Annotated in this window: 18 protein-coding genes; 12 read left to right on the forward strand and 6 right to left on the reverse strand. The window is 66.1% G+C overall.

The features are described 5' to 3' along the window. Nucleotides 1-194 precede the first annotated feature (194 nt). The 4 genes from ATO3_RS01995 to ATO3_RS02010 all read left to right on the forward strand — a co-directional run bounded on the left by ATO3_RS01995 (nt 195) and on the right by ATO3_RS02010 (nt 3780). Nucleotides 195-656: a peroxiredoxin gene (locus ATO3_RS01995; protein WP_088648112.1), complete on the forward strand. Its 462-nt coding sequence runs from the start codon at nt 195-197 to the stop codon at nt 654-656. A 254-nt stretch (nt 657-910) separates the two neighbouring features. Further along, nucleotides 911-1735 (forward strand): ferritin-like domain-containing protein, encoded by an 825-nt coding sequence (locus ATO3_RS02000; RefSeq protein WP_088648113.1) that lies wholly within the window; start codon nt 911-913, stop codon nt 1733-1735. 196 nt (nt 1736-1931) lie between these two features. Continuing rightward, a complete protein-coding gene (locus tag ATO3_RS02005) occupies nt 1932-3260 on the forward strand; it encodes a M23 family metallopeptidase (RefSeq protein ID WP_088648114.1) in 1329 nt (442 codons plus the stop codon). Then, nucleotides 3250-3780: a bactofilin family protein gene (locus ATO3_RS02010; RefSeq protein ID WP_088648115.1), complete on the forward strand. Its 531-nt coding sequence runs from the start codon at nt 3250-3252 to the stop codon at nt 3778-3780. The genes ATO3_RS02005 and ATO3_RS02010 overlap by 11 nt, the downstream gene beginning before the upstream one ends. A gap of 156 nt (nt 3781-3936) precedes the next feature. On the opposite strand, the gene ATO3_RS29095 is transcribed toward ATO3_RS02010, so the two are convergent. From ATO3_RS29095 to ATO3_RS02030, 4 genes are all read right to left on the reverse strand, one after another. Next, nucleotides 3937-4944, reverse strand: a complete 1008-nt coding sequence (locus tag ATO3_RS29095; protein WP_233152001.1) for a Hint domain-containing protein — start codon at nt 4942-4944, stop codon at nt 3937-3939. A gap of 179 nt (nt 4945-5123) precedes the next feature. Beyond that, complete coding sequence (locus tag ATO3_RS02020) at nt 5124-5483, reverse strand: potassium channel family protein (RefSeq protein WP_088648116.1); 360 nt, start codon at nt 5481-5483, stop codon at nt 5124-5126. Between the two features lie 99 nt (nt 5484-5582). Then, nucleotides 5583-6140 carry a peptidylprolyl isomerase gene (locus ATO3_RS02025; RefSeq protein WP_088648117.1) on the reverse strand — a complete coding sequence of 186 codons (558 nt, stop codon included), beginning with the start codon at nt 6138-6140 and terminating at the stop codon, nt 5583-5585. Then, a complete protein-coding gene (locus tag ATO3_RS02030) occupies nt 6133-6639 on the reverse strand; it encodes a peptidylprolyl isomerase (protein ID WP_088648118.1) in 507 nt (168 codons plus the stop codon). Before ATO3_RS02030 ends, ATO3_RS02025 begins: the two co-directional genes overlap by 8 nt. 121 nt (nt 6640-6760) lie before the next feature. Here ATO3_RS02030 and ATO3_RS02035 point away from each other — a divergent pair, with 121 nt between their 5' ends. The 7 genes from ATO3_RS02035 (at nt 6761) to ATO3_RS02065 (ending at nt 15396) form a co-directional block, all read left to right on the forward strand. Continuing rightward, nucleotides 6761-7954 carry a phosphoglycerate kinase gene (locus ATO3_RS02035; RefSeq protein WP_088648119.1) on the forward strand — a complete coding sequence of 398 codons (1194 nt, stop codon included), beginning with the start codon at nt 6761-6763 and terminating at the stop codon, nt 7952-7954. Between the two features lie 189 nt (nt 7955-8143). Beyond that, nucleotides 8144-9799 carry a hypothetical protein gene (locus ATO3_RS02040; RefSeq protein WP_088648120.1) on the forward strand — a complete coding sequence of 552 codons (1656 nt, stop codon included), beginning with the start codon at nt 8144-8146 and terminating at the stop codon, nt 9797-9799. Between the two features lie 137 nt (nt 9800-9936). Continuing rightward, nucleotides 9937-10830 carry a fructose bisphosphate aldolase gene (locus ATO3_RS02045; protein ID WP_088648121.1) on the forward strand — a complete coding sequence of 298 codons (894 nt, stop codon included), beginning with the start codon at nt 9937-9939 and terminating at the stop codon, nt 10828-10830. A 249-nt stretch (nt 10831-11079) separates the two neighbouring features. Next, complete coding sequence (locus tag ATO3_RS02050) at nt 11080-11385, forward strand: FtsB family cell division protein (RefSeq protein ID WP_088648122.1); 306 nt, start codon at nt 11080-11082, stop codon at nt 11383-11385. Between the two features lie 256 nt (nt 11386-11641). Continuing rightward, on the forward strand, nt 11642-12652 hold the full coding sequence (gene pdhA, locus ATO3_RS02055) for a pyruvate dehydrogenase (acetyl-transferring) E1 component subunit alpha (RefSeq protein ID WP_088648123.1): 1011 nt from the start codon (nt 11642-11644) through the stop codon (nt 12650-12652). Between the two features lie 14 nt (nt 12653-12666). Then, entirely contained in the window at nt 12667-14052 is a 1386-nt protein-coding gene (locus ATO3_RS02060) for a pyruvate dehydrogenase complex E1 component subunit beta (protein ID WP_088648124.1), read from the forward strand. Nucleotides 14053-14064: 12 nt separating this feature from the next. Beyond that, nucleotides 14065-15396: a pyruvate dehydrogenase complex dihydrolipoamide acetyltransferase gene (locus tag ATO3_RS02065; protein ID WP_088648125.1), complete on the forward strand. Its 1332-nt coding sequence runs from the start codon at nt 14065-14067 to the stop codon at nt 15394-15396. Nucleotides 15397-15448: 52 nt separating this feature from the next. Here the strand turns inward: ATO3_RS02065 and ATO3_RS02070 are convergent, their stop codons facing one another. Then, complete coding sequence (locus ATO3_RS02070) at nt 15449-16690, reverse strand: permease (protein WP_198963188.1); 1242 nt, start codon at nt 16688-16690, stop codon at nt 15449-15451. Between the two features lie 284 nt (nt 16691-16974). Here ATO3_RS02070 and ATO3_RS02075 point away from each other — a divergent pair, with 284 nt between their 5' ends. Further along, on the forward strand, nt 16975-18075 hold the full coding sequence (locus tag ATO3_RS02075; RefSeq protein ID WP_088648696.1) for a M12 family metallopeptidase: 1101 nt from the start codon (nt 16975-16977) through the stop codon (nt 18073-18075). A gap of 60 nt (nt 18076-18135) precedes the next feature. Here ATO3_RS02075 and cysE read toward each other — a convergent pair whose 3' ends face one another. Beyond that, on the reverse strand, nt 18136-18942 hold the full coding sequence (cysE, locus tag ATO3_RS02080) for a serine O-acetyltransferase (RefSeq protein WP_088648127.1): 807 nt from the start codon (nt 18940-18942) through the stop codon (nt 18136-18138). Nucleotides 18943-19132: the final 190 nt, after the last annotated feature.

The following is a 19132-nucleotide window of genomic DNA, read 5'->3' on the forward strand; positions in this document are numbered from 1 at the left end:
GCACGGCCCGCGCGCCCCTGATCTTGCGCCCGTGATCCTGCACCCGACCATCCGGGCCGGCCCCGGATGCCTGGCCTCTTGCACAGCCACCCGGCCGGGGCTTTACTCCGGCCTGGCCTGTCCCACCTTCCGCCTGCGCTTCGGCCGGCCGAAGACGACAGAGGATAACGACACAAGCAACCCGGAGGTTCCCGATGCTGGACGCAAGCGAGCCCGCACCCGATTTTACCCTGCCCCGTGACGGAGGCGGCACCGTGACCCTGAGCGACCTGCGCGGTGGCAAGGTGGTGCTCTTTTTCTACCCGCGCGATGATACCTCGGGATGCACGAAGGAATCCATCGCGTTTTCCGAAGCGCTGCAGGAGTTTGCCGACGCCGGCGCAAGTGTGTTCGGGATTTCCAAGGACAGCGTGCAGAGCCACGACAAGTTCGTCGCCAAGCACGGGCTGCAGACGGGCATGCTCTCCGACGAGGAGGGCACGACCTGCGAGGATTACGGCGTCTGGAAAGAGAAGAAGATGTACGGCAAGACCTTCATGGGGATCGAACGCTCGACCTTCCTGATCGACGCCGAGGGCAACATCGCCCGCGCCTGGCACAAGGTGAAGGTGCCGGGCCATGTCGAAGAGGTACTGGAGGCGACCCGGGCGCTCTGACCTGTAGTCGCGCCCGGGGCGATCGTTGCGGCGGAGTATTTGTCCAAAGGTGAAGACAGGGCGTGGCCGCGCAGACCATTGGGCGGCCCGTTTTGCCATCCTGCGGATCCGCCATCCGCAAACATAGCCAGGAGGCGCCGGTGTAGCGCCCCGCCCTTGTCTTCTTCTTGGACCCAAATACTCCGGCACCACTTGCGCCACCGGGCGTGACACTTCAGAAGGGGGCGCGCCCCGATCCCGACACGAGGACATCCATGCGCCCCCTGGCCGAACTTGCCACCGAGGTCCTGACCACCGCCGACGGGCGCGAGAAGACCGCGCTTTCCCGCCGCCATGCCGCGGCCTGGTTCGAGGCGCGGGACCTGGGCGAGATGCCGGTGGTGGGCACGGCCCGCCCTCCGCTGCGCCCGGCGCGCCCCGCGCGGCCCGAGCTTCTGGATCCGCGCGATGTGCCGCGGCGCAAGCCGGGGAGCGAGACGGGACGGATCGCGCTGCTGCATGCCGTGGCGCATATCGAACTGAATGCGGTCGACCTGCACTGGGACATCATCGCACGCTTCGGCCACGTGCCGATGCCACCGGGGTTCTACGATGACTGGGTGAAGGCGGCGGACGAGGAATCCAAGCACTTCAACCTGGTCAGCGATTGCCTCGAAGAGCTGGGCAGCCATTACGGCGCCCTGCCCGCCCATGCCGGCATGTGGCGTGCCGCCGAGGACACGGCCGGGGACCTGATGGGCCGGCTGGCAGTGGTGCCCATGGTGCTGGAGGCGCGCGGCCTGGATGTCACGCCGGGCATGATCGAGATTTTCAAGACGGCGAAAGTCGACCACGCGGTCGCTGCCCTGAATACAATTTACGCCGAAGAAGTCGGCCACGTGGCCTATGGCTCGAAATGGTTCCATTTCCTTTGCGGCCGCGAAAACAAGGATCCCAAGGAGGTCTTCCACGACCTGGTGCGGCACTACTTTCACGGTGCCCTCAAGCCTCCGTTCAACGAAGAAAAGCGTGCGGAAGCAGGACTTCCGCCGGATTTCTACTGGCCACTCGCAGAGGAGCCCCCTATCCGAAAGGGGTAATTGAGCACGCTACATCCTGCGGAAGGCGTCGTAAAACAGGCAAGATCTCGCCAATACCGGCTCGAAAGCGCCAATTTCCAGATCGATTAACACAATAATATTGCCGGTCGTCTAAGCGGATTGTATGCACCCGAGACAGGGCAAACCCGCCGGAAAGGCAGGGGCGCCCCCATGGGGATGGGACAGGATAAACAGTTTGCAAAAACGTCTTGCTGTAAAGCTAAACCGTGTCGTCGAGCCATGGTTCCCGGAACGTCGCGTATTTCTGAAATCGGATACCGACACACGGTTCATTCGCCTCCGCCCGGTGACGCAGCTGGCGGCCTACACGGTGGGGGGCACGGTGCTCTGCTGGGCGATCCTGGCGTCGGCCATCGTGGTGATGGACAGCCTCGGCGCCGGCAGCTACCGGGAACAGGCCAAGCGCGATCTCGAAACCTATAGTGAGCGGCTCGATGCGCTGGCGGACCAGCGCGACGCCCGCGCCGACGAGGCGCTCGCCGCCCAGGAACGGTTCAACGCGGCGCTGGTCCAGATCTCTTCGATGCAATCGGAACTGCTCGCCTCCGAAACCCGGCGGCTGGAGCTGGAGACCGGGATCGAGGTGATCCAGTCGACCCTGCGCGACACGATGAAGGACCGCGAGGCGGCGCGCGACCAGCTCGCCACGCTCGAGGCCGAGATGGCCGACGAAAACCGCATGCCGGCGACCGCCGCCGGAGACGGGGCGCCGACCGAGCTTCTGGCCGAGGCGCTGGACCGGACCGCGCGAGAGCGCGACCAGATCCGGGCCGATGCCGCCCAGGCGCTGATCCGTGCCGATGATCTGGAACGCGAGCTGGACCTTCTGCAGGACCGCAACGACCAGATTTTCCGCCAGATCGAAGAAGCCATGTCGATCTCGGTCGAACCGCTGGACAAGATGTTCCGCGCCGCCGGCCTGCCGCCCGAACGCCTGATCGACCAGGTGCGCCGCGGCTATTCCGGCCAGGGTGGCCCACTGACCCCGCTCAGCTTCTCGACCCGGGGAGAGCAGCCCTCTCCGGACGAGATCCGCGCCAACCGCGCCCTGCAGCAGATGGATCAGCTGAACCTCTACCGGATCGCCGCGTCCAAGGCGCCCTTTGCCAGCCCGGTCAAGGATGCCTTTCGCTTCACCAGCGGGTATGGCTATCGCCGCGATCCCAAGACCGGTGGCCGGCGCATGCACAAGGGCGTGGATTTCGCGGCCTCCAGCGGCACGCCGATCTACGCCACCGGCGAAGGTGTCGTGACCGAAGCCGGGTGGTCGTCGGGCTACGGCCGCATGGTCGTCGTGCGCCACGATTTCGGCATCGAGACGCGCTATGCGCATATGTCGAAAATCCGCGCCAAGGTCGGGCAAAGGGTCTCGCGCGGGGACCGGATTGGTGATATGGGAGCTTCCGGACGTGTGACGGGCGTGCATCTGCACTACGAAGTCCGTGTCAACGGGGCACCCGTCAATCCCATGACCTACATCAAGGCTGCGAAAAATGTTTTCTAAGAGCAAAATCAACGAGCCCGGCTCGAAAGCACCCGAAGGCGACAAGCCTGCCCCCGCCGCTTCGCCCGAAATGCCCTCTGCGACACGCCAGGCCGATTACAAGCCGCAGGCGCCCAAGGCCAAGCCGCCCGCATCCGTCCTGTCGTCCGATCTGCACATCACCGGCAACCTCAAGACCAGCGGCGATATCCAGGTCGAAGGCACGGTCGAGGGCGATATCCGCGCCCACCTGCTGACCATCGGCGAGACGGCGACGATCAAGGGCGAGGTCACCGCCGACGATGTCGTCGTGAACGGCCGCATCGTGGGCCGTGTCCGTGGACTGAAGGTTCGCCTGACCGCCACCGCGCGGGTCGAGGGTGACATCATCCACAAGACCATCGCGATCGAGAGCGGCGCGCATTTCGAAGGCTCGGTGCAGCGCCAGGACGATCCGCTCAGCCAGGGCCGCAAGCCCGCCGCCGGTGGCCAGGCCCCCGCAGCAGCCACGGCCGCCGCGCCGAAGACGAGCGAAGGCTGAGGCACTCCGCCGGAAACGACCAGCCTGACCAGGGTTATCCAGGGCGCCTCCACGGGGCGCCCTTTATCCTTGCGCGCCCCGCCCGACCGGCGGCGACATGCAAAAGGCGGATCCCGGGGGACCCGCCTTCGTTACGTCCCGCAGGACCCGACCGGATCAGGCGACCGCGCCCGGGGCCAGGCGGTCGCGGATCGCCTGCGGCACCATCCGGGCCGAGGACACCCGCGGCAGCGGCATCTCGGAGATCACGGCGGGTTCGCCGTAAAGCGACAGGTACTCATCGTAATTGTCGAAGGCTGCGCGGCCGACATAGTCGATGTAGCTCTCTGCCGGGGCGCCGTTGGCAAGGATCACCTCGTGCGCCTCGGTTTCCACGTGATAATAGGTCACCCGGTCCGGCAGGCTTTGCCGCGGCTCCAGCGTGATCGTGACCCCGTTGACCAGGGCACCGGCATTGATCGCCAGCCCGTCGAGGATCAGCGCGTGATCCGGTGTCAGCACCAGGTCGCGATGCGGCAGCCCCTGCCCCAGCGCGCCTTTGGCCACCCGGACCGGGCAGGCGCGGTCTCCGGCGAAACGCGGGCTCAGCACCTGACGGCCGACCCATTTCACCGCCGTTTCGCGCCCGTCGGCGGTCAGCACCGGATCGCCCGGCCGCAGATCTTCCACCGCGCGCGCACCGCTCGGTGTGGCGATCAGCGTGCCGGCACCAAAGCAGATCGGCAGCGGCGCGGCGAAGGGCGGAGGATAATCGCCGTTGCCGCTTTGGGGGAAATCGGGATCGTTGGTGACGCGCATGTCCGACAGGGCGCGAAAGGCCAGCTGTTGCGCGCGCGGGATGTCGATCTCGGTGTCCGTGTCCAGGTTGATCACTTCAATGGTCCGGGGATCGATATGCGGGCTGAACTCCGAATCCTGACCGATGTAGTCGCCGGTGATGATCACCCCGATCTCGACCTCTTCGCCGCCTTCCGTGCCATAGACCGTGAAGGTGATGCTGGTCTCTTCGCCTATGGTCAGCAAATCGTCCGCTCCGAAACTGATATCGAATGGGCTGATCCCTGTTACCGTCTCGGGAAAAGCCCCATCGAGGAAGTCGACCGCATCGACCTCCTGACCATTGGAACCCCGGAAGCCGAGGTTGTCGTAACGTCCTGTTGACATGTTCCGCCCACTTTTTGTTCAACGCAGTTGTCTGTGGTTATGAAAATCCCGACCGGCCGGCCTGATCGGGGACCGTAACCGCGCCAATCTGCGCAACCGGGCCCCGCGCCTGGGAAAAATCCGGGCGTTTGGGTGGGCAAGTGGGGCCCGAACCTTGGCCGGGCGCGGGACTCAGCCTGTCACGGAGCGATCTGAACCGCAAGTTCCACGGCGAAAACCCCGGCGCCGACGAAGACACCAGTCAGGAGCAACCCGAGAAATGCGTTCACAACCGAGAGGACCTTGGCCAGCCCGTGGGTGGGACGGAAATCGCCGTAGCCGACTGTCGTTGCATTGATGAAGGCGTGGTAGATCGCGTCGCCACGGGACCAGCCCTGCAGGCGCCCGATGATCAGGCCGTTGATCACGATCAGGGCCACAAGTGTCAGCAGGATCGGCGACAGCGCCGTCAGGCCCGCCAGCAGATGGTCGAAGAACTCGACCGTATCGGTGACCGCGTCTATCGCGGATGCCTTGAAGGCCTGCTCGTCGTCTTCCATGGCTGCCCGGCTGCGTCTGCCTGTCTCGTGACCCCGGTCGAACGGATCGGCCGGGACAGGGAAAAGCGGCGCGGATCACCCGACCCGCGCCCCTTGGTATCACTCGGTGACGGTGACCGAAACCATGCGGTCGGGCGCGCCGATGACCGCGCCGTTCGACCCTTCGCCGCGCTTGATCGCGTCGACCACGTCCATCCCGTCGGTCACCCGGCCCACCACGGTGTATTGCCCGTTCAGGTGGGGCGCCGGCGCGAACATGATGAAGAACTGGCTGTTGGCCGAATCCGGGTTCTGCGACCGGGCCATGCCGATCACGCCGCGGTCGAAATCCTCGTCCGAGAATTCCGCCGGCAGGTCCGGGTAGTCGGATCCGCCACGGCCGGCCATGCGCATGTCCTGACCTTCCTTGCCGAACTCGACGTCGCCGGTCTGGGCCATGAAGCCCTCGATCACGCGGTGGAAATAGACGCCGTCATAGGCGCCCTCTTCCGCCAGGGTGGTGATCCGCTCGACATGCTGCGGGGCCACGTCGTCGAAGAGCTCGACGGTCACGGTGCCGTTGGCGCCTTCACCGGCGATCTCGATCTCCAGCCCGGTGGCCAGGGCGGGCCCAGCCACCAGCAGGGCCAGGGCGGAGGCGCAGGCAAGCTTACGCATCTGCGGCCACCTTGACGCTGATCATGCGGTCCGGGCTTGCGGGCGGCTCGCCCCGGGTGATCGCGTCGACATGTTCCATCCCCTCGATCACGCGGCCATAGACGGTGTACTGGCCGTTGAGGAAGTGGTTGTCCTTGAAGTTGATGAAGAACTGGCTGTTGGCCGAATTCGGGTTCTGCGAGCGTGCCGCGCCCAGCGTCCCACGGTCATGCGGCAGCTTGGAAAATTCCGCCGGCAGGTCCGGCAGGTCCGAGCCGCCCGTGCCCGCCATGCGCAGGTTGAAGCCGTCTTCCATGTCGCCATGCTTCACGTCGCCGGTCTGGGCCATGAAGCCGTCGATGACGCGGTGAAAGCAGACGTTGTCGTAATGGCCGGCGCGGGCCAGCTCCTTCATCCGCTCGGTATGGGCGGGTGCCACGTCGTTGAGAAGCTCGATGACGACGTTTCCGTCCTTCAGCTCCACGATGATGGTGTTCTCCGGGTCCTTGATCTCGGCCATGGGTCTCTCCTGTCACAGTCGGACCGATACCTAAGCCCCGGGCGAGCGATTGCCAAGCCGGGCATTGACCCCCGCGCCCAGAGCGGTGAACTAGCGCTGATCATCCCGACAGGAGGACCCCATGGCCTGGAAATCCCTCGACGACATGGAACTGAGCGGCAAGCGGGTCCTGACCCGCGTCGACCTGAACGTGCCCATGGACGACGGCCGCGTCACCGACGCCACCCGGATCGACCGCATCGTGCCCACCCTGAAGGACATCGTCGCCGCGGGCGGCACACCCGTCCTGCTGGCGCATTTCGGCCGGCCCAAGGGCGCCGTGGTGCCCGAGATGTCGCTACGCCCGGTGGTGGCGGCGCTTGAGGCCGCCTCGGGCCTGCCCGTGACGTTTGCCGCCGATTGCCGCGGCCCCGCCGCGCAGGCCGCGATCGAGGCGGTCGCGCCCGGCGGCGTGGTGCTGCTGGAAAACACGCGCTTCTACCCGGGCGAAGAGAAGAACGACGCCGACCTGGCGGCGGATTTCGCCGCGCTGGGGGATATCTATTGCAACGATGCCTTCTCTGCCGCCCACCGCGCCCATGCCTCGACCGAGGCGCTGGCGCGCCTTCTGCCCGCCTGCGCCGGCCGGCTGATGCAGGCCGAACTGTCAGCGCTGGAAGCCGCGCTTGGCGATCCGGTGCGCCCGGTGGTGGCCGTGGTCGGTGGCGCGAAAGTGTCGACCAAGCTGGACCTGCTGGGCAACCTGGTGGGCAAGGTCGATCACCTGGTGATCGGTGGCGGCATGGCCAACACCTTCCTCGCCGCCCAGGGCATCGACGTGGGCAAATCGCTGGCCGAACATGACATGACCGGCACCGCGTCCGAGATCATGACCAAGGCCGAGGCCGCGGGATGCGAGATCATCCTGCCCACCGACGTGGTCGTGGCGCGCGAGTTCAAGGCCGGCGCCGAGAACGAGACCGTGCCCGCCTACGCCTGCCCCGCCGACGCGATGATCCTCGATGCCGGGCCGGACACAGTAAAGAAGATCGCCGCCACGCTGGAGAACGCCAAGACGCTGATCTGGAACGGCCCGCTTGGCGCGTTCGAGATCGCGCCCTTCGACGCGGCCACCAACGCCGCAGCACAGACGGCGGCCAAGCTGACCGTGTCCGGCAGCCTGACCTCGGTCGCGGGCGGCGGTGACACCGTCGCGGCGCTGAACCAGGCCGGCGCGGCGGACAGCTTCACCTATATCTCGACCGCCGGCGGCGCCTTCCTGGAATGGATGGAAGGCAAGACCCTGCCCGGCGTCGCGGCGCTCGACGCGGCCTGACCGCGCGCGCACCTGCCGCCCGACACGGCGGCGGGTGCCCCCTTTGCGGGCCGGGGGCTTCGGTCTTTGGTCCCGAAATCCCGTCCCCCGTGGCTTCCGCCCGGCACCGCAATACCGCTCCGGTTAGGAGCATTCGAACGAATCGGGGTACCCTTGCGCCATTCAGACCGGCCCAAGGATCATTTCGTCATGTTCATTCGTTCCAACCCTCGTTTCTCCCGCCCTCATCCCCGCCGCCTCGGCGCAGCCCTGCTGTCGCTCGCGCTTGTCCTGCCTGCGCCGCTTGTCGCGCAGGACAGTGCCGCGCCGGCCGGCCCGGCCGAGCCTTCGCAGACCACGGCGGCAGCGCGCCCGGGGCTCTTCGACATTCTCACCCTCGACCGAATCTCCACCGCCGCGATGCAGATGGTGATGAGCAGCGCGCGGCTCTTTGCCGATATCCGCTATGGCCAGGTCAGCCTTGACCCGCTGGCCGCGCGGATGACGCTGCTTGACCTCGACATCCGCCCCTACCTGCCCGGGCTGCCGCCCGGTGCCTGCATCGTCACCGCCGGCCGTGTCACCATCGCGGGCCAGCCGCTGGACCGGCCCGAGGCGATGCGCCTGCGGATGTCCCTTGACGACATGGAGCTTGGCCTGGGCTGCCTGCCGGCCGAAGCGCGGGCGCTGGTCATGGGCGTCGGGCTCGACCGGCTGACCATGCCGCGCGCCGATATCGGGCTGCGCTATGATTACGCCTCCGGCGGCGCGATCATCGACCTGGCCGGCGATCTCGACAACGTCGCCGCGATCGAGGCCTTCGTGGATGCCGATTACATCAGCTTCCGCGTCGATCCCGCCACCGAAGAGCCGCAGATGGCGCTGGAGCTGAACGCGGCCCATGTCACGCTGGACGACCGGGGCGCCTGGACCATGGCGCAGCGGCTGATGCCGCCCGACATGCGCGCGCCCGAGGCGCTGCAGGCGCTGGTCGCCGGTGCCGTGGCCGAAATGCTGGACGAGGCCAACGGGATTGACGCGGCGCAGCTTTCGGAGGCGCAGCAGCGCTTCGCGGCCGAGGCCGGCGCCGCCGCGCGCGGCTTTGCCGAGGGGAACCGCCGCGTGGTGCTGGCCACCGGCATCGCCCGCCCACCGTTCCGCATCGACGAGGACAGCGCCGCCGAATTCCAGCCGCTCTTCGACGCGCTCGCCCCGGTCGCGGGGCACCATGCGCCCCGGCTCGACCGGGTGATCCCCGTCGCCGAGCTCAGGGCCGCGCTGGAGACGGATGCGCTGCCCGACAACGCGCTGGAATTGGGCCGGGCGATGCTGACCGGCGTGGGCGCGCCGCGCAACCTGACCAGCGGGCTGAACCTGCTCGCCCAGGCCTCGCGCCAGGGCAATGCCGAGGCCGCGTTCCTCGTGGCCGAGGCGCTGGCCGCTGACGACCCCGAAACCGCCTATGGCCACGCCATGCGCGCCGCGGCCGCCGCCTATCCCGGCGCGCTGGCCGTGCTTGACCGGGCCGAGCGCGGGACCCCGTTCGCGCGGATGATGGCCATGCAGGCCGATGCCTCGCCCGCCGGACCCGATCCCGCGCTTTACGGATCGGTTCTGGAGATGCGGCGCGCGGCGCGGGGCTTCCTGACCGGCACCGGGCGATACCGCTCCTACCGCGCGGCCTGGTACTGGGCGGCGATGGCGGCGGCCGCCGGCGATGCCTCGGGTGCCGCGATGCGCGACGAGATCACCGAGCTGATGCGCCTGCGCGGCGACGCCGCGGCCTGGGCCGCCGAGGCCGCCAGCCTCGACAACGGGGTGCTGCGCGACTGGATCGACAAGGACCTGCCCGCGCAGCTGAAATAGCGGGCAGGACCAGTACGTTAGCGCCAACTCAATTGCAACGTCACCGGCGGTCGCCTAGAACCGGGCCAGACCACCACAGGCGGCAACTCCTTTTCCGGCGCATGCGCCGGGAAAAAGACAACAGGCGGACATTTCACATGCCCAATTCCACCCAGACCGACAAGATCTCGAAAGGCCAGGGCTTCATCGCCGCGCTGGACCAGAGCGGCGGCTCCACCCCCAAGGCGCTGCGCCTCTACGGCATCGAGGAAGATGCTTATGGCTCGGAAAGCGAGATGTTCGATCTGATCCACGAGATGCGCGCGCGGATCATCAAGTCGCCCGCCTTCACCGGCGACAAGATCGTCGGCGCGATCCTGTTCGAACAGACCATGGACCGCGAGATCGACGGCACACCCACCGGCCAGTACCTGTGGGAAACATGCGGTGTCGTGCCCTTCCTGAAGGTCGACAAGGGGCTGGCCGATGCCGAGAACGGCGTGAAGCTGATGAAGCCGATCCCCGGCCTCGACGCGCTGCTGGAGCGCGCGGTGGAAAAGGCCATGTTCGGCACCAAGATGCGTTCGGTCGTGGACGCGGCCGATCCGGTGGGGATCAAGGCGATCGTCGACCAGCAGTTCGAGATCGGCAAGGAGATCCTCGCGCACGGGCTGGTGCCGATCCTCGAGCCGGAAGTCACCATCTCGATCCCCGACAAGGCCGAGGCCGAGGAGATGCTGAAGACCGAGATCCTGGCCGGGCTGGACGCCCTGCCCGACGATCAGATCGTCATGCTGAAGCTGACGCTGCCCGAGGTGGCCAACACCTACAAGGTGCTGGTCGATCACCCCAAGGTGCTGAAGGTCGTGGCGCTGTCGGGCGGCTATTCGCGTGACGAGGCCAATGCGAAGCTGGCAGAGAACACCGGCATCATCGCCAGCTTCTCGCGCGCGCTGACCGAGGGGCTTTCGGCGCAGCAGAGCGACGCGGCGTTCGACAAGATGCTGGGCGAGGCGGTGGACAGCATTCACGCCGCGTCGGTGGCCGGCTGACACCTTCGCCGGGAATGCCGCTTTGCGGCATGGCCTCCGGCGGGAGGTATTTTTGCCAAGAAGAAGACAGGGGCGTGCCAGGTACGGCAGGCCCCTTTTTCCTGCCCCGGGGATGGCGTATCGGGCGGGGAGTGCGGTGCGTGGGTCCCTTGCTGGCAAGGGCGCGCGGGCCGATTTTTTGATTCACACGGCGAATCGCCTGTGCAATAGTGATCTAAAGCCCATTCGCAAAACCGGGCACAGAGGCATATGAGCGTATCCCGTAACACCCGTCCGTCCTTCGGCGCGCTGATCTATTTCGCCCTGGCCTTCGCCCTGGGGATCTACTTCACCTTTGCCGCCGTGCAGGGGGATTTCGGGCTGTTCCGACGGGTCGAGATCGCCGCCGAAGCCGAGGCGCTGAGCCAGGATCTCAAGCGCCTGCAAGCCGAGGTGGAGCGGATGGACAACCTGACCCGCCGCCTCTCGGACACCTATCTCGATCTCGACCTGCTGGACGAACAGGCGCGCTCGGTCCTTGGCCTTTTGCGCGCGGACGAGATCGTCATCCGCTGATCCCCTGCCCCGTTTGCCCGGTGAATTGCCTGGCCGCGCCACCTGTTTGCGCGGGCCCCGCGATTGCGGCTGTTGCATGAGCGATGCAGGGAAGTCATGCTTGTCTTTGCCCTTTGCGCGCTAGCTGAAAGGGCGTCACGGCCGGTCGCGGCGGGGGGATGGGACAGAGCGTCAGATTACCCCTCGCCTGTTTCCGGCTTTTACGTTAGAGATAGTTTAACGTTGAACTATTATTCTGCGGAGGGGAGCGCTCGCGATGGCAGCCCGGAGAACCACCAGGAAACCCAACGTATCCGCCGATGAGCTCAAGGCCTTTTACAAGGACATGCTGCTTATCCGCCGATTCGAGGAAAAGGCCGGCCAGCTTTATGGCATGGGTCTCATCGGTGGCTTCTGCCACCTCTATATCGGACAGGAGGCCGTTGTCGTCGGCCTGGAGGCCGCCGCCGAAGAGGGCGACAAGCGGATCACCACCTACCGAGACCACGGTCACATGCTGGCCTGCGGCATGGACCCCAACGGCGTCATGGCCGAGCTGACGGGCCGCGAAGGCGGCTATTCCAGCGGCAAGGGCGGGTCGATGCACATGTTCTCGAAGGAGAAAGACTTCTACGGCGGCCACGGCATCGTCGGCGCCAACGTGCCGCTGGGCGCGGGGCTGGCCTTTGCCGACAAGTACCTGGGCAACGACCGGGTGACGTTCACCTATTTCGGTGACGGCGCCGCCAACCAGGGCCAGGTCTACGAGACCTTCAACATGGCTTCGCTGTGGAAGCTGCCGGTGATCTTCGTGATCGAGAACAACCAGTACGCCATGGGCACCGCGCAGAAGCGCTCGACCTCCTCGGCCGACATCCACACCCGGGGCGAGGCCTTTGGCATCCCCGGCGAGGCGGTCGACGGGATGGATGTGCTGGCGGTGAAGGCCGCGGGCGAGAAGGCGGTGAAGCACTGCCGCTCGGGCGAAGGCCCCTACATCCTCGAGGTGAAGACCTACCGCTACCGCGGCCATTCCATGTCGGACCCGGCCAAGTACCGGACCCGCGAGGAAGTCCAGAAGATCCGCGAGGAGAAGGACGCGATCGAACACGTACGCGACCTGCTTCTGACCGGCGAGCACGCCACCGAAGAGGACCTCAAGGCGATCGACAAGGAAATCAAGTCCGTGGTCAACGCCTCGGCCGATTTCGCCAAGGACAGCCCCGAGCCGCACCCGGACGAGCTTTGGACCGACATCATCACCGATGTCGCACCGCAGAACGCCTGAGGAGGAGACGACAGATGGCAACCGAAATTCTCATGCCCGCCCTCTCCCCCACGATGGAGGAAGGCACGCTGGCGAAGTGGCTGGTGAAGGAAGGCGATACCGTCTCCTCCGGCGATATCCTGGCCGAGATCGAAACCGACAAGGCGACGATGGAATTCGAGGCGGTCGATGAAGGCACCGTCGGCAAGATCCTGATCGAGGAAGGCACCGAGGGCGTGAAGGTCAACACGCCGATCGCCGTGCTGCTGGAAGAGGGTGAGAGCGCGGAGGATATCGACACCGCCTCCAGCGCTCCGGCCCCTGCCCCGGCCGAGGCGGATTCGAAAGAGACCGACGAGGCAAAGCCGGCGCCCGCCGCCGCAGCCGCGCCCAGGGCGCCCGAGCCGGACACCAGCCCGGACTGGCCCGAAGGCACCGAGATGCAGAAGATGACCGTGCGCGAGGCGCTGAACTCGGCCATGGCCGAGGAAATGCGCCGCGACGACACCGTGTTCGTCATGGGCGAGGAAGTCGCCGAGTACCAGGGCGCCTACAAGATCACCCAGAACCTGCTGGACGAATTCGGGTCCAAGCGCGTGATCGATACGCCGATCACCGAACACGGCTTTGCCGGGATCGGCGTCGGCGCCTCCTGGGGCGGCCTGCGCCCGATCGTGGAATTCATGACCTGGAACTTCGCAATGCAGGCGATCGACCAGATCATCAACTCCGCCGCCAAGACGCTTTACATGTCCGGCGGGCAGATGGGCTCTCCCATCGTGTTCCGGGGGCCCAACGGCGCGGCCGCCCGCGTGGGCGCGCAGCACAGCCAGGATTACGCCGCGTGGTACAGCCAGGTGCCCGGTCTGAAGGTCGTCATGCCCTATACGGCGGCCGATGCGAAGGGCCTGCTGAAGACCGCGATCCGCGATCCCAACCCGGTCGTCTTCCTGGAAAACGAGATCCTCTACGGCAAGTCCTTCGACGTGCCGGTGATGGACGATTTCACCATCCCCTTCGGCAAGGCCCGCATCGCGAAGAAGGGCGATGACGTGACCATCGTCAGCTTCGGCATCGGCATGACCCTTGCCATGGAAGCCGCCGAGAAGCTGGCCGAGGACGGGATCGACGCCGAGGTCATCGACCTGCGCACCCTGCGCCCGCTCGACTACGACACGGTGCTCGCCTCGGTGATGAAGACCAACCGCTGCGTGACCGTCGAAGAGGGCTGGCCCGTGGCCTCCATCGGCAACCACCTGTCGGCCACGATCATGGAACGCGCCTTCGACTATCTCGATGCGCCGGTGATCAACTGCACCGGCAAGGACGTGCCCATGCCCTATGCGGCGAACCTGGAAAAGCTGGCGCTCGTGACCACCGACGAGGTGATCGAAGCCGTCAAAAAAGTCACCTATCGGTAAGGAGCAGAACAGATGCCTACCGAAATCCTGATGCCCGCCCTGTCTCCGACCATGGAGGAAGGGACACTGGCCAAGTGGCTCGTCAAGGAAGGCGACACCGTGTCGTCGGGCGACCTGCTGGCCGAGATCGAAACCGACAAGGCGACGATGGAATTCGAAGCCGTCGACGAAGGCACGGTCGGCAAGCTGCTGATCGAGGAAGGCACGGAAGGGGTGAAGGTCAACACCCCCATCGCCGTGCTGCTGGAAGAGGGCGAAAGTGCCGACGACATCGACACGTCGTCCGGCTCCGCCGCGCCAGAGCCCGCGCCTGCCGAGGCGGGCTCGTCAGAGTCCGACAAGGTGACGCCGGCGGCCACGCCCGATGCCAAGCCCGACACGCCAGCCCCCGCCGCGCCCAAGGGGGCGGACGGGTCGCGCATCTTCGCCTCGCCCCTGGCCCGGCGGATCGCGGCAGAGAAGGGTCTGGACCTCGGCTCGGTCAAGGGGTCCGGCCCGCATGGCCGCATCGTGAAGGCCGATGTCGAAGGCGCCTCTGCCGCACCGGCGGCCAAGTCCGAGGCCAAGGCCGACGCGCCCGCACAGGCCGCCACCGCCACGGCCGCGCCTGCCGGCATGTCTTCGGACGCCGTCGCCAAGATGTACGAGGATCGCGAGACCGAAGAGGTCAAGCTGGACGGGATGCGCAAGACCATTGCCGCGCGTCTCACCGAGGCCAAGCAGACCATCCCGCATTTCTACCTGCGCCGCGAGATCCAGCTCGACGCGCTGCTGAAATTCCGCGGCGAGCTGAACGCGCAGCTGGCGGACAAGGGGGTGAAGCTGTCGGTCAACGACTTCATCATCAAGGCCTCGGCGCTCGCGCTGCAGGCGGTGCCGGATGCCAATGCCGTCTGGGCCGGCGACCGGATCATCAAGCTCAAACCCTCGGACGTGGCCGTGGCCGTCGCGATCGAGGGCGGGCTGTTCACCCCGGTCCTGAAGGACGCGCATCAGAAGTCGCTGTCGACGCTGTCGGCCGAGATGAAGGACCTCGCCACACGCGCGCGCGACCGCAAGCTTGCGCCGCATGAATACCAGGGCGGATCTTTCGCGGTGTCGAACCTCGGCATGTTCGGGATCGACAATTTCGACGCGGTCATCAACCCGCCGCATGGCTCGATCCTCGCGGTCGGCGCCGGCGTGAAGAAGCCCGTCGTCGGCAAGGATGGAGAGCTGACCTCGGCCACCGTGATGTCCGTGACGCTCTCGGTCGATCACCGGGTCATCGACGGCGCTCTGGGGGCCGAATTCCTCAAGGCGATCGCCGAGAACCTGGAAAGCCCGCTGATGATGCTGGCCTGACCGGCCCGGCGATCATCCCGAACCAGAGGCGGCCGGCCCAGTGCCGGCCCCCTCACACCACCAGCGCCACGACGAGGCCCGCGGCCAGCCAGGCGAAGGACACCAAGGCCAGCCAGTACAGCACGCGGTCGAACGCGCCCCCATGATGGTGGTGATGGTGCCCTCCTCCGCCGTGGCCCTCATGCCCGCCGCTCTGCTCTGCCGCGCGCCGCTTTGCCTGCCGGATCAGCCAGCCAAAGCCCAGGCTCATCGCCAGAAACCCAATGTTCAGCCAGAAGGTCCGGTCGATGGCGAACCGCTCTGCCGGGTCCATCATCCCCTGCGGCGCCGGTTCCGGGTCCAGCCCGATCCCGGTGAACAGCAGCTGGATCACCAGCGCCGTCACCACCAGCGCCAACAGGAAGACCCCGGCGATATAGAGGGCCATTTTCCAACCGTAGAACCGGGCGTTGACCCGGATCACCGGAAAGACCACGAGGTCCGAGAAGATGAAGGCCATGACCCCGGCCACGCTGACCCCGTTCTGGAACAGGATCCCGGCCAACGGGATGTTCCCCATCGACCCGATGAAGGTGAAAAAGGCCGCAACCGGCCCGATCAGCGCCTGCGCCACCACCTGCAGCAGGGTCGGCCCCGTCTCGGTCCCGGTGCCCGGAAACAGCGTCGCGTAGAACTCCGCAGGCACGAAGGCGGCGATGATCCCGGCCACGGTGAAGCCCACGGTCACGTCCTTCCAGACCATCTGCCATTCCCCGGCATAGCGCTGCGCCATGCGTTCCCACAGGCGCCGGTCCTCCAGCAGATCGCGCGGATCCTCGGCCTCCTCCGGCTCGCCCGCCTCCAGCCGTTCGCGCACCGATTGGATCAGCTTCCGCGGCCCTGTGACCCGGATCAGCAGCCAGGTCACCCCGATCAGGATAACCCCGCCCAGGTATTCGCCCACGACGAAATGCCAGCTTAGAAAGACCGAGATCACGATACCCAGCTCGATCACCAGGTTGGTCGAGGCCAGCAGGAAGGCCATCGAGGCGATGAACCCCGCTCCCTTGGCGAACAGCGACCGCGCCGTTGCCAGCGCGGCAAAGCTGCAGGAGGACGAGATGAAGCCGAAGAATGTCGCCATCCCGATGCTTCTGGGCCCGTCATCGCCCATGTGGCGGCGCATTCGGTCGCGGCTGACGAAAAGCTGGATTGCCGCGCTGATCAGGTAGCCCAAGCAAAAGGCCCAGAAGGCAGTCCAGAAATAGCCGGCGGTGGTCAGGGCGGCGTCGCCCCAGGCATCAAGGAACTTCATAGGGGCCAAACGCACGTATCGCCGGCATGTTCCGGACAGCGGATAACTCACATCGGGGCGTCCGGCACCATTCTTTAATTTCCCGTTAATTTCCCGTTAATTTTGCCGGTTCCGCGCCCTGCCGCTTTGTCGCTTTGTGACCCGGCGTTACCCTGTGGATGTCGCGGCCCCATTTCTTAACGAGTGTCCGAGCGCCAAGTCCCGGTGTCGCGGCCCCTGTTCTCAAGACCCGCATGTCCCTCCATGGCGCCCTGGACGTCTCTCCGCGCAAGGAGGAGCCCGCCATGGCCCGCGCCAAGACCCCGACCAAGTCATCATCCGCCAAGGCCGACGCCGATCCCGTTGCCGGCCATTGCAACGCCCCGCCCCGGCCCCCACGGCCGGTGGAACCGGGGCTGCACCCGAACCGCATGTTCATGGTGCTTCGGCTGGACACCAAATGGGTCAACCACACGGTGCTGCATTACTGCTTTCTCGACACGCCGGCGCTGTGGCGCGGCTCCAATGCCGACAAGGATGTGGTGCGCGACAGCTTTCAGGCCTGGAAGGATCTGCCCATCGGCCTTGATTTCGTCGAGGTCACCGACCCGCGCGAGGCCGAGATCCGCATCGGATTCCAGCAGAATGCCGGGTCGTGGTCCTACCTTGGCCGTGTCGCGATCGATTACATCACCGATCCGGCGGAGCGCACGATGAATTTCGGCTGGGATCTGACCACGCCTTACGGGCGCGACACGGCGATGCACGAAATCGGCCATGCGCTGGGGTTCTCGCATGAACACCAGAACCCCAAGGCCGGCATCGTCTGGGACGAAGAGGCGGTCTATGACTATTTCACCGGTCCGCCGAACAACTGGTCGCGCGAAGAGACCGACACCAACGTGCTGTCGAAACTGCCCAGCTCAGAAACCGACGGGTCGGACTGGGATCCGAATTCGATCATGCACTACCATTTCCAGGCCGGGCTGATCCTGTCGCCCGAAGAATACCGCACCAGCCCCCTGATCCCCGAGCCGGGCCTTTCGGCCACCGACATCGCCACGGCCAAGGCGCTCTATCCCGCACCCGAAAACCCGGATCTGCCCGAACTGCGCCCCTACGAGTCGCATCAGCTGCGGATCGACCCGGGCGAGCAGGTGGATTTCGTGATCCGTCCCGAGTTCTCAAGGGATTACACGATCCAGACCTTCGGACGGATGGACACGGTCATGGTGCTGTTCGAGGACATCAACGGCGAGCCGCACTACGTTCAGGGCGACGACGACAGCGGCTTTTCCCTCAATGCCAAGATCACGCAGCGCCTGTTTCGGGGCCGGACCTACTACATCCGCCTGCGGCTCTATTATGCCGAAGCGCAGGGTGAAGGCGCGCTGATGATGTACTGAGCTCAAAGGAAAACGGGGCGGACCTGGCCGCCCCGTTTCCCAAAAATCCTGTCACGGCGGTCACTTGCCCGCGAACATCTGGTCCATCTTGACCGAAGGCTGATCGCAGCCCGCCTCCCCCACGATCTTCGCCGGAACCCCGGCGACGGTCTTGCAGGGTGGCACGTCGGTCAGAACGACCGACCCCGACGCCACGCGCGAGCAATGGCCGACGGTAATATTGCCCAAGACCTTTGCGCCGGCGCCGATCAGCACGCCGTTCTCGATCTTCGGGTGGCGGTCGCCGTCTTCCTTGCCGGTTCCGCCCAGCGTCACACCATGCAGCAAAGAGACATTGTCGCCCACGCGCGCCGTCTCGCCGATGACGATGGAATGGGCGTGGTCGATCATGATCCCCTTGCCGACCACGGCGGCCGGATGAATGTCGACGCTGAACAGCTCGGACACGCGCATCTGCACGAAATAGGCCAGGTCATAGCGCCCCTGCTGCCACAGCCAGTGGCCGACGCGATAGGCCTGCACCGCCTGGAAGCCCTTGAAGAACAGCACCGGCTGCAGAAGCCGGTGGCAGGCGGGGTCGCGTTCGTAGATCGCGACAAGATCGGCCCGCGCGCTTTCAACCAGCTCGGGCGCCGAGGCATAGGCCTCGTCCGCGATCTCGCGCAGGATCACCATCGACATCTCGTTCGAGCTGAGCTTCGCTGCGAATCGATAGCTCAGCGCCCGGTCGAGGGTCTTGTGGTGAAGGATGCAGGCATGGATCAGGCCGCCCATGATCGGCTCGTCCCGCACCGCCTGGTGCGCATCTTCGGTGATCTGGTCCCAGACGGGGTCGACGCGGGAAATCTTCGTCTTCGGTTCGGCCATGGTGTGCCTCCTCGGGGTTGTCCCTTAGAATAGTCACATAAGGGAGAATTCCCGAAACGCAAATCCGTGATGGCCCCGATCAGGCCTGGAAATGAGACCAAAGTCCCAGGCTTTTTATCATTTCCCGGCTGTGACCCTGCCGCCACGTCGGCGAACGGCCCGGCACCAGGCCCGCCGCGACTCCCGCCAC

Source organism: Marinibacterium profundimaris (assembly GCF_002210095.1).
GTDB lineage: Bacteria > Pseudomonadota > Alphaproteobacteria > Rhodobacterales > Rhodobacteraceae > Marinibacterium > Marinibacterium profundimaris.

Bases quoted from the DNA above. Each gene is read 5' to 3' on its own strand.
- ATO3_RS02035 (WP_088648119.1), top strand. From the start codon at position 6,761: ATGGCCTGGAAATCCCTCGACGACATGGAACTGAGCGGCAAGCGGGTC.
- ATO3_RS02040 (WP_088648120.1), top strand. From the start codon at position 8,144: ATGTTCATTCGTTCCAACCCTCGTTTCTCCCGCCCTCATCCCCGCCGC.
- ATO3_RS02060 (WP_088648124.1), top strand. From the start codon at position 12,667: ATGGCAACCGAAATTCTCATGCCCGCCCTCTCCCCCACGATGGAGGAA.
- ATO3_RS02020 (WP_088648116.1), bottom strand. From the start codon at position 5,483: ATGGAAGACGACGAGCAGGCCTTCAAGGCATCCGCGATAGACGCGGTC.
- ATO3_RS02010 (WP_088648115.1), top strand. From the start codon at position 3,250: ATGTTTTCTAAGAGCAAAATCAACGAGCCCGGCTCGAAAGCACCCGAA.
- ATO3_RS29095 (WP_233152001.1), bottom strand. From the start codon at position 4,944: ATGTCAACAGGACGTTACGACAACCTCGGCTTCCGGGGTTCCAATGGT.
- ATO3_RS02030 (WP_088648118.1), bottom strand. From the start codon at position 6,639: ATGGCCGAGATCAAGGACCCGGAGAACACCATCATCGTGGAGCTGAAG.
- pdhA (WP_088648123.1), top strand. From the start codon at position 11,642: ATGGCAGCCCGGAGAACCACCAGGAAACCCAACGTATCCGCCGATGAG.
- ATO3_RS02065 (WP_088648125.1), top strand. From the start codon at position 14,065: ATGCCTACCGAAATCCTGATGCCCGCCCTGTCTCCGACCATGGAGGAA.
- ATO3_RS02045 (WP_088648121.1), top strand. From the start codon at position 9,937: ATGCCCAATTCCACCCAGACCGACAAGATCTCGAAAGGCCAGGGCTTC.
- ATO3_RS01995 (WP_088648112.1), top strand. From the start codon at position 195: ATGCTGGACGCAAGCGAGCCCGCACCCGATTTTACCCTGCCCCGTGAC.
- ATO3_RS02075 (WP_088648696.1), top strand. From the start codon at position 16,975: ATGGCCCGCGCCAAGACCCCGACCAAGTCATCATCCGCCAAGGCCGAC.
- ATO3_RS02050 (WP_088648122.1), top strand. From the start codon at position 11,080: ATGAGCGTATCCCGTAACACCCGTCCGTCCTTCGGCGCGCTGATCTAT.
- ATO3_RS02025 (WP_088648117.1), bottom strand. From the start codon at position 6,140: ATGCGTAAGCTTGCCTGCGCCTCCGCCCTGGCCCTGCTGGTGGCTGGG.
- cysE (WP_088648127.1), bottom strand. From the start codon at position 18,942: ATGGCCGAACCGAAGACGAAGATTTCCCGCGTCGACCCCGTCTGGGAC.
- ATO3_RS02070 (WP_198963188.1), bottom strand. From the start codon at position 16,690: ATGAAGTTCCTTGATGCCTGGGGCGACGCCGCCCTGACCACCGCCGGC.
- ATO3_RS02000 (WP_088648113.1), top strand. From the start codon at position 911: ATGCGCCCCCTGGCCGAACTTGCCACCGAGGTCCTGACCACCGCCGAC.